Raw genomic sequence first — 8565 nt, forward strand, 5'->3', positions numbered from 1 at the left:
TAAGTAATGATGTTCTAACTGTAATGGGTAAGGGTAATAAAGAGCGTAAGATTTTCTTAACTCCTGCTGCTAAAAAGGCCATTAATGCTTGGCTTCAAATAAGGTGTACTATTCATTTAGGAACTAAAGCTCTTTTTATTTCTAGAAACAACAATCGTATTACTACCAGGGCTATACAAGACATTATTAAAAAGTATGTTATTGCATCTGAATTGGATCCGGAGAGATTTCTGCCCACAAGCTAAGACATACGGCAGCTACACTTATGTATAAATACGGCAAGGTTGACATTCGTGCTCTTCAAAAAATATTAGGACATGAAAATATTGCAACTACAGAAATTTACACCCATATAGATGAACACCAATTACAGTCGGCAGTTAACTCAAATCCCCTAGCTATGATGTTTAATTGAAAATGAAACTTAATCTATTTGACAGTTGTTAATAAAGTATTTTTTAGACAATTTCTCCATAGAATTTACATTTACTGCTACATTATGGAAATAAGTTAAAAGGAGTGCCTAAGGATATGCACTCCACAAAAAATAATGATTTGATTTTACTTTGTACGTATCTTATAGAAAATGTTAAGTAGACAAAATTCTTTCCCATACGAAAGAGAATAACGTATCGAGAATTTCCGCCGTAATCTAACCACATTCATTCTTTTCAGGTGTTGAGATTATGCTGGCACCTGTCATTCTTGAAATCTTTATTGCTCTAATTATTCCATAGATTATTAAAACTAAGCCTACTACTAAATTAGCAACTCGAACAATTATTAATGGAATGGATGTTTTAAAAACCGTAAGCACCAGTATAGATGAACCTAGAAATAGAAGTGTCGCTAAACCTGCAGATAAACCAAAAACTAATAATTCTTTTTTATTAAAAGAATACTCAATTGATTTGGCTGCAAATACTCCAGTCCAAAAAACGATTGTTAACGGACTAGATATGGTTAATATAAATGCGGAAATAAAACTTGTAAAAATGGTTTGTGATTGGCTAATCATTGTTAACTCAGTATTAATCATATTTGCTGTACTTATTGCCATATAAAATCCAAATAATATTAGGATAACAGAACTAACCAGTCCTAATATTTTTTTGGTTTTTTCTTTCTCTAAAAATTTGCCTACACCAGCTATTGCTAGTGATATGTATAGGTAATCGACAATTGTTACAGCAAAAACAGCAAATAATCCATCCATTAAAGTTTTTTGTAGGGTAATATTGACAAGATAGAAAAATATAGGTCCAATTGCTATTTGTAGAATTAATCCTGTTGTTAAGCCTTTTAAAAATACCTTTAGCAAAATAATACCTTCCTCCAAGAAGAGCTTCACAAGTTCGGCAATGCCCTAACATGTGAGCGACAATCCTTCGTTAATAAGCTTTGTGACGTTCCTAAACACTCCACTCCCAAATTCTCTTTAAAATAATTGGACAGCTTTACATCCAATTCCTTCCTGATTACTCTTTTCAAAAAGTTTGTATCCAACGTCGTATTAACCATCTGAGATGTCATATCCATAACAGTAATTGCCTCTTCTCAAGCGCCGCATTATTAGCCTGAAGGATATATGGATAATGCGAGCTTAAATTGTCATTTTTTAAACACCCATTATGCTCATACTCTGCACGACAAATTGGTATTTGTCCGCCCGACACACTTAATTCAACCTATAACGCTCATGCTAAAAGATTAGCATACCGTTATCATCAAACTTAAAATCGGGCCCCCAAGCTACTTCCCAATAATAGCCATCTAAATCAGCAAAATACGCATGATATCCGCCCCAAAAAACATCCTGTGGCTCTTTGACGATTTTAGCTCCGGCTTTTCTGGCCAATTCAATCACTTTTTCAACATCTTCTTTATGTTCAACATTATATGCCAAAGTAATACCGGCGAAACCGTGCTCTATTTTCGGTGGGTTTTCTTGACTAATATCTTCCGCTAATAGGTCCAATGGATAGAGTTCAAACTTTGTGCCCGGCGTATTGAAGAAAACCACTTTAGGGTTATCTGCTTTTTCCTCAGTAACAAACCCTAAATCATCTCTGTAAAACTTAATGGATTTTTCCATACTTCTTACGCCTAAACAAATGCAGGTAATCTTATTCATTAGCAATGCCTCCCTATAAATTCCTGTTTGTCTGCGTGCGTGTTATATAAACAATAAGAAATACTCACTTGTGTTTGTTCAGATTCCCGGTATTAGCCAAATGGGAAACTTATAATTACTTAACGTTTAGCATCTGCTACGTAGCTTAACCCTTAAGTAATGCTCCTTATGGTGCCTTTTGCCACCCAACAAAGAAATGTGGTGCGGCAATCCCAAAAACCAACCTTGGCGCACCTTTACGGGAAAGCTCGTGTTGTTAGGCGAAGTTGGTTGCCTAGCAGCCATAGATGGCTACGCCTCAGGAGAACAAATAAACATATAAAAGAAAGTTTCAGTTTCTCTCCAAGCTTCTTAACAATGGTAAAAAAATATTACTGTAATGATATCTAACATTTGTAGATGATATTTGGTGCTTTATTATCTTTAATGTAGCAATATTTGAATGGTGATTATTATCTGCATGTATAATTGTTTTTAAATCTTCAGGACTAATCGTAATAACTCCTAAATCAAAAATAGTATGATGATTTGGACAAAGAATTAACATATTTGTTTTATCATCACTCCCGCCCTCTGACAAAGGGTGAATATGACAAGCTTCTGAATATGATAATCCTTCAATAGGAACTAACGGTTCTCCACATATTTGGCATATATTATCATATTCAGTTTTAAGTATTTTAACTGCATTGCTATCTCTAACTTGCTTGTTAACTAAATATTGTTTAGCTCTAGTCTCTCCACTAGACTCTGCATCTAAGGTATTATCCTCCTTCTCTAGTGGAGATGAATGAAAAAAATGGCTGTCCTCAAAAAGAATATACAGACCATTGTCCAAGCTATCACTACAGTATTTTTCAAAAGCATTTTGAACAAATGGAGGGTAGCCAAAAGTTCTAATGATTTGGTGTAAACTAGCTCCTTGGGATTTATATAGTGAATGTAATACCATATTAGATTTTAAATCCTTTACATTCAGTTCTCTTTCTAAGTTAATTGCCTTTGAGATATACTTTAGAAAATATAAAACTAAGAGTTGAACTGTATAAGGTTTTCTATCTTGGATAGCATTATCAAATTCAAGTTTATAAGTATCATAAATCTGAATAAAAAATATATTCTTTTCCCTCTCTGGAAGAGATATATAACTCTTTCTTAACTCATAATACTCAATAATATATTTTGCAAAGTCTCCGATTACTGTAATCCATTCAACCATTGATGCATTGTTGAAATTTCTAACTCTGACACCATTATCAATTAACTCAATATCATTAAGGGTAAAACTCGGTGGTTTTCTTGTAAAAAACATTTCTCCACTATCATACCCAGCTGTTAACCCTAATGAGATAGCCGCTTTTATAGTTTTTACAGCTGTTTCGTTCTTTAAGTGCTCATAGTAAAAATCCTCAAAGAACTGCTTAAAATCAAATTTCTTTTCTAAATAAACTGCACCTTTCTCTTTAACATCACTTTCGTCTGAATTATTATTTTCTGAATCAAAAGCTCTTACATCATTCCTATAAATAGGGAAATTGACCGTATTCTTTGACTGATGCTCAATTTGTACTTTAGTAAATTCATAGAAACTCTTTATGGCACTATACTTTCCTAGTGCTTTTTGTGTTCCGTCAAAAATGAAGTTTCTTAAATTTTCATAGCTAAATGCTCTTTCATTAGAGATATTAACATCTCCTACGAAGGTAATATATTTTTTAATTTTACCGCCATGCTCATGTGCAGTAGTTGTCTCAATGGAACTCTCATAAAGGCTAAAAGCTTCAGATAGCCTCATATTTCCACCCCTTTGATAATGCAGTATTATAGTGCGCCCCAGATGGACGCACCTATATACAGTCAATTTCCCCTAAAATCTTTTACTGTGATGACGCTAATATCTCATATTATGGTGTATTAATTTAACGTAATTCGTGAATAGCACTTATCTTTTCAACTTCACCTAATAGACACTATCAGTACTGTTATATTTGGACATTTTCTCCATAAAATTTACATTTCCTGCAACATTTTGGAAATATGTTAGCAAAGCAAAATAAAAGGAGTGCGTAGAGCACCCTTCACCAATAGAATTTTTGATATTTACTTTGTAGATGATGCGAAGCATGGGCATTTATTTACTTCTTCTCACTTGTAAGAAAAATGCGTCTTACTTAGACTTTTGAAGGAAATAAACTATTGCAGACCCTATCAAAGATAATAATGAATAAATGAATACCCATATTAGAAAACTTTCATTAAATATTGTAAAAGTAGCAATTAACCATCCTAAAAAGGTTATTCCAACAACTATATATATTTTTTTTATTAGCATTTGACCAATTATTCCAAATAAAAATGATACCAATGGAAAAATAAATAACGCCATTAAAAACTCCATAAATTATGCCCCCCTCTTATAATATCCCTTTCTTAATGTTGCATACTATTCTACAAATGTGATATATCATCTAGAGTATTCACTTCGTATTTACCATCTGAGATGTCATATCCATAACAGTAATTGCCTCTTCTCAAGCACGCATTAGGCTAAATTTGAAGTTTATATTACTTAACCGTCCTGGCGATTCATGAACTTTTAGCTGGCGTGGCTTTTACTAACCGCCATATCCATCCCAAATGCAAAAGGCATGACAGCTAAAAGTTAGGCCGGAGGCGTTAGCCGGAGCCGTGAAACGCCTTGTTAGACGCTGTCCGCCTCCCATGAGGATGTCAAAAATTATTTGGTATTCAAATGATTCACATCTGAACTCATTATTCTGTCTTAATTTTCCTGCTTGATCAACTTATCCTGATATAGACGAAAATAACGGCGCATACCCTGATCATCATAGATTCCCTTTTTAATATCCAGCCAAAGTTTCACGTCTTCATTATCCTTTTCAATGCCCCATTCCCGGATGAGGAAATCGTATTCCTGCGCAATGTTCAGGTCGGAGAACTTTCCGGTTTCAGGGCGATACAGTAGCATATGAGGCCATCTTTCCACATGTTCCGGCTGAGGATAATCCACCGAATAGAATATTTCCGACCTTTTATCACCATTGATATCACCATAACGAATTTTTATATTTTCCCACGTTAGGTCAATAGGAGGAAAATCCAGCTTAATACTGTGGAATTTTTCACCGGGAGAAGTGGCGTAAAGCAAATATGCCGGCGCAGTAAAATAATTGTTGACTCCCAATGGGCTGGCGATCATATACATTTCGTCCATCCTCCCGTCCTGGTTCAGGTCGAAAAAGCTGCGTTCAATGATGATCCCATTTTCAATATCTTTTAAACCGCTGTCTGTATCGGCCAGCCCTCGAGCCAAAATTTCACTTAATTGTACTGGAGTATCATCCGGCCCGGAGATTTTTTCATGACTTCTGCCGATAAAAGGTATTTTATATTGACCAAAGGTTTTGTCCGCTTGATCGGAAGTAAAATCAACCCCAACGGCATAAATGGCATCATTTTTTATCTCCCAGTCAAACATATAGCCGCTGTAATCCGTTTTTAAGCCCTGAACAATTGTTTTCCCGGTATCGTAATACTTGCCGACGATTGGATGTATGCCATAAAAATAACCTGGTTCACCTAATTGTTCCGCCTTAAAAGGAACATCATGATTTGCCCTTTCGTGGTACGTAATGGCTTCATCAATACTTACTCTGATTAGGTTGCCGCTGAATTTTTGCATAGATTCAAAGCAATCATTTATCAAGCCCCAATAATTATTTTCAACCAACATATATAGGTAGCCGTCTTTTTCTTTCATACTGAATAGGTCCGTAGAATAAATAAACTTCACTTTTTTATCGGGATAGATGGCAAATATCTGGTCGGAGCCCATGGTGTTATCCCCAACATGGAATGATAAATAAAGTGTTTTCCCTTCTTTCAGCCGTTGGGCAGAAAAACTATCACCCAAGTCCCAAAAATCATCCCGGTTATTCAAATCCCAGCCGTACAATCTATTATTTTTCTCAGCAATCATCACCCAGGTATCCCCATAAAGCACTTGATAATTTTCATCAAATGCCGCCTTTAAGGTATTTAGAGCGGTCGTAGTCAGAGTCATTTGCTGATTGCTGACCATGATTAACTTGCTGTCATTTTTGAACTCCGTCGTTTTACCTAAAACATCCCCTATGGCACGAATGGGCAAATACGTAGTTCCTCTTCTGAGTGTTGCCGGAACATCAATTTTAACTTTTTTACCGGTAACCAACATATCTTTACTGCCGATCGTCAATAATATCTTTTTATCCCCATCAGTTATCTGTACTACTTTTTTGGATGGCTGCCAGTCAACTTTTGCCTGCAGATTTTCTGCAAGAAACCGCAGGGGCACCAAAGTTCTGCCATTCTCCAAAATTGGTTCTTTACCCGACATCTCTACCCCATTAACAAAAGCTTTACTGCTGTTTAATGACATGATAACGCTGCCCTGAAATGTGTTTAAATCTAAGTCTTGATTATAGTCATTAATATCTGCTGCCAGTACTGGAACAGCAGTTATCACAAACAACCAAACTAGAGTAATTAACATTATCTTTTTCAATTTAAAACCCCCAAAATCAAAGTCTTTTTTCTCACAGGAAAGATAGTAAAATATAAATATCCTTATCCTGTATCATTAGGTTGATAAGCTTAGGTAAATTTAAATTATTTCATTTGCTCTATACTTTCTCGCACTATTGCCACCATATCATCTTTCCATATAGCGTTTAATCAATTTACGGACGACCTTAATCCGCTCTTCATACCGTAACTTTCTACGAGGCTTTCTAATCCCAAGATATGGCCTCTTAGTATGCCAGTAGTCAATCCTGTTTTTAATCAAATTCTCTCGTTCTCTGTCAGGTTCGGCGAGTATGTAAGATATAAAGTTAATCTGCTAAAAATGATTACTCTTTGTTAACACCTAATACAAGTGTTCCGAATGCGAAAGAAGACTTATTAATTTTACTTCTGATTAATAAGCAATGTATGGATTTGCCTTCTACCATATTATCATAATATTTTCCCAAGTCTTCCCTTTTCTCAAATACAACTTCTGCATTCCCGTTATCAACTAAAGTTATTGCAAATGGTTCTACACTATAATCTGAAACAATATTCCCTCTTTCATCTACTATATAATCATAAACTTCAAATTCAGTTGTTTCAAAATTCAGGGCTTCAATTTCAATTTTTTCTCCAAAATCAATTATTGGCAAATCAATAAATCTTTTACCAACCATAAAATCTTTTATCCCTTCTTCAATATCTTCTTTCTCTTTATTATATCTATCAAAATAATGAATCACCTTTAATTCATTAGAATCATATGAAACTTTGATTACTGGCTCTTGTATCATCCTATTTTGGCAAGATGCTAAAACTAATAATATTAATAATAAACTAATCATAATAAATGAATTCTTAAATCTTTTCACAATACTTCATCTCCTAAAATATAAATTCTCTTTACTTCACATAATTCTACGAATGTGATATATCATTTAGAATATTCACTTCGTATTTTACATCTATGCGTCCTTAAGTAGTTCTCTACAAATATCATGGTATCTCTATTTATTGCATCTATTTTCCGTCCTTACATATCGCTTTCCAGAAAAGCTCTTCATTAACTGACTTACTACCTTATAACCCCTTAATTATTAGTACCAAAAGTGACCTTTTTGTTACACCTGAAAATAAAAAAATCCCTATTTCTTTGGGATGTCACTTACCCATCTTGGAACCACTATTAAACCATCTGATGCTGCACCAGCTTCGCATTATAGACATTTTCTAATATTTACCAAGCAACTTGTAAATACTACTGATAAGGAGTGATTGTATGCAATCAAACACCACTTGTCTGATAGTTGAACAGTATCTTAACTACTTGGTTGTTATTAAAGGCCGTGCTGACAATACCATAAAAGAATACCGTACAGATTTGCTTATGTTCTTCTACTTTGTTTTAAACTCCAGGGGTATCCCCATTAATAACCAAAATTTTTCAATTTGATATTGATTTTATCAAGTCCATCCCACTTAATGACATGTACAATTTTATTTCACATTGTCAAACTGAGTTAAAAGCTTCCGCAGGAACAAGGGCTAGAAAGATAGTTTCTATAAGGCAGTTTTGGAAATATCTTAGAACTAAGGCTCATCTTATTGATATCAATATTGCAGAAGAACTTGAAACTCCAAAGTTGCCAAGACGTATACCTAAATACTTAACTCTAGAAGAGTCGGTACGTCTTCTTATTGTAAGTAAAAAGTCACCAAGAGACCACTGCATCCTTACTATTTTTCTTAACTGTGCATTGCAACTGTCTGAACTAGCCAGTTTGAATGTTGACCAGGTAAGTAATGATGTTCTAACTGTAATGGGTAAGGGTAATAAAGAGCGTAAGATTTTCTTAACT

Annotated in this window: 6 protein-coding genes and 2 pseudogenes; 2 read left to right on the plus strand and 6 right to left on the minus strand. The window is 34.6% G+C overall.

Going from position 1 to position 8565, the window contains the following annotated elements; genetic code table 11:
• Nucleotides 1-415, plus strand: a pseudogene (locus APF76_18365) (hypothetical protein).
• Between the two features lie 237 nt (nt 416-652).
• On the opposite strand, the gene APF76_18370 reads toward APF76_18365, so the two are convergent.
• The 6 genes from APF76_18370 to APF76_18395 all read right to left on the minus strand — a co-directional run bounded on the left by APF76_18370 (nt 653) and on the right by APF76_18395 (nt 7578).
• A complete protein-coding gene (locus APF76_18370; protein ID KUO53655.1) occupies nt 653-1321 on the minus strand; it encodes a hypothetical protein in 669 nt (222 codons plus the stop codon).
• Between the two features lie 381 nt (nt 1322-1702).
• Entirely contained in the window at nt 1703-2134 is a 432-nt protein-coding gene (locus APF76_18375; protein ID KUO53656.1) for a glyoxalase, read from the minus strand.
• Nucleotides 2135-2465: 331 nt separating this feature from the next.
• Nucleotides 2466-3929: a hypothetical protein gene (locus APF76_18380; GenBank protein ID KUO53657.1), complete on the minus strand. Its 1464-nt coding sequence runs from the start codon at nt 3927-3929 to the stop codon at nt 2466-2468.
• A gap of 372 nt (nt 3930-4301) precedes the next feature.
• Nucleotides 4302-4532, minus strand: coding sequence for a hypothetical protein (locus APF76_18385; protein ID KUO53658.1), 231 nt, complete (start codon nt 4530-4532; stop codon nt 4302-4304).
• A gap of 384 nt (nt 4533-4916) precedes the next feature.
• Nucleotides 4917-6701, minus strand: coding sequence for a hypothetical protein (locus APF76_18390; GenBank protein KUO53659.1), 1785 nt, complete (start codon nt 6699-6701; stop codon nt 4917-4919).
• A gap of 346 nt (nt 6702-7047) precedes the next feature.
• Complete coding sequence (locus tag APF76_18395; protein ID KUO53660.1) at nt 7048-7578, minus strand: hypothetical protein; 531 nt, start codon at nt 7576-7578, stop codon at nt 7048-7050.
• 407 nt (nt 7579-7985) lie between these two features.
• Between APF76_18395 and APF76_18400 the strand changes: the two are divergent.
• Nucleotides 7986-8565 (plus strand): annotated as a pseudogene (locus tag APF76_18400) (hypothetical protein).

Source organism: Desulfitibacter sp. BRH_c19 (assembly GCA_001515945.1).
Lineage (GTDB): Bacteria > Bacillota > DSM-16504 > Desulfitibacterales > Desulfitibacteraceae > Desulfitibacter.

Excerpts from the sequence above, each read along its gene's own strand:
- APF76_18375 (KUO53656.1), bottom strand. The coding sequence starts at position 2,134 with ATGAATAAGATTACCTGCATTTGTTTAGGCGTAAGAAGTATGGAAAAA.
- APF76_18380 (KUO53657.1), bottom strand. The coding sequence starts at position 3,929 with ATGAGGCTATCTGAAGCTTTTAGCCTTTATGAGAGTTCCATTGAGACA.
- APF76_18385 (KUO53658.1), bottom strand. The coding sequence starts at position 4,532 with ATGGAGTTTTTAATGGCGTTATTTATTTTTCCATTGGTATCATTTTTA.